Here is a 609-nt window from a genome sequence, read left to right as displayed (position 1 = left end):
GCGGCGGCGGGGGTGGGTGGCGATGGGGTGGATGTGGTGGAGGCGCATGGGACCGGGACGCCGTTGGGTGATCCGATCGAGGCGTCGGCGTTGCTGGCCACTTATGGGCGGGGGCGTCCAGGTGATCGGCCGCTGTGGCTGGGGTCGCTGAAATCGAACACCGGCCATACGGGCCCCGCCGCCGGTGTCGCAGGCCTGATCAAGATGGTGTTGGCGATGCGGTATGGGGTGTTGCCGCGGACGTTGCATGTGGATGAGCCGTCGCGGCAGGTGGACTGGTCGGTGGGCGGGGTGTCGTTGCTGACCGAGCCGGTGGCGTGGCCGGCTTCGCCTGATCGTCGTCGTCGGGCGGGGGTGTCGGCGTTCGGGGTCAGTGGGACGAATGCTCATCTGATCTTGGAGGAGCCTCCCGTCGTGGAGGAGCCGGTCGCTCAGTCGCCGGTCGCTCAGTCGCCGGTCGGCGCGGCTCCGGCCGGGGGATCACCGGTGGTTGAGTCGCCGGTCGCAGGATCAGCGGTCTCGGGGCAGGGCGTGCCGGTCGGTGGTGGTCTGCCGGTGCCGTTGTTGGTGTCGGGGCGTGGTGAGGGGGCGTTGCGGGCGCAGGCGGGC

General features: G+C 71.1%; 1 pseudogene. It reads left to right on the top strand.

The annotated features are described in order from the left end of the window. Positions 1-27: 27 nt before the first annotated feature. A pseudogene (locus ABD810_RS36280) lies at positions 28-609 on the top strand (polyketide synthase); the annotation flags it as partial.

Source organism: Sphaerisporangium flaviroseum, assembly GCF_039537005.1.
GTDB lineage: Bacteria > Actinomycetota > Actinomycetes > Streptosporangiales > Streptosporangiaceae > Sphaerisporangium > Sphaerisporangium flaviroseum.
Note: the sequence above shows the minus strand (reverse complement) of the source record. Positions and strands in the feature narration are given on the sequence as shown.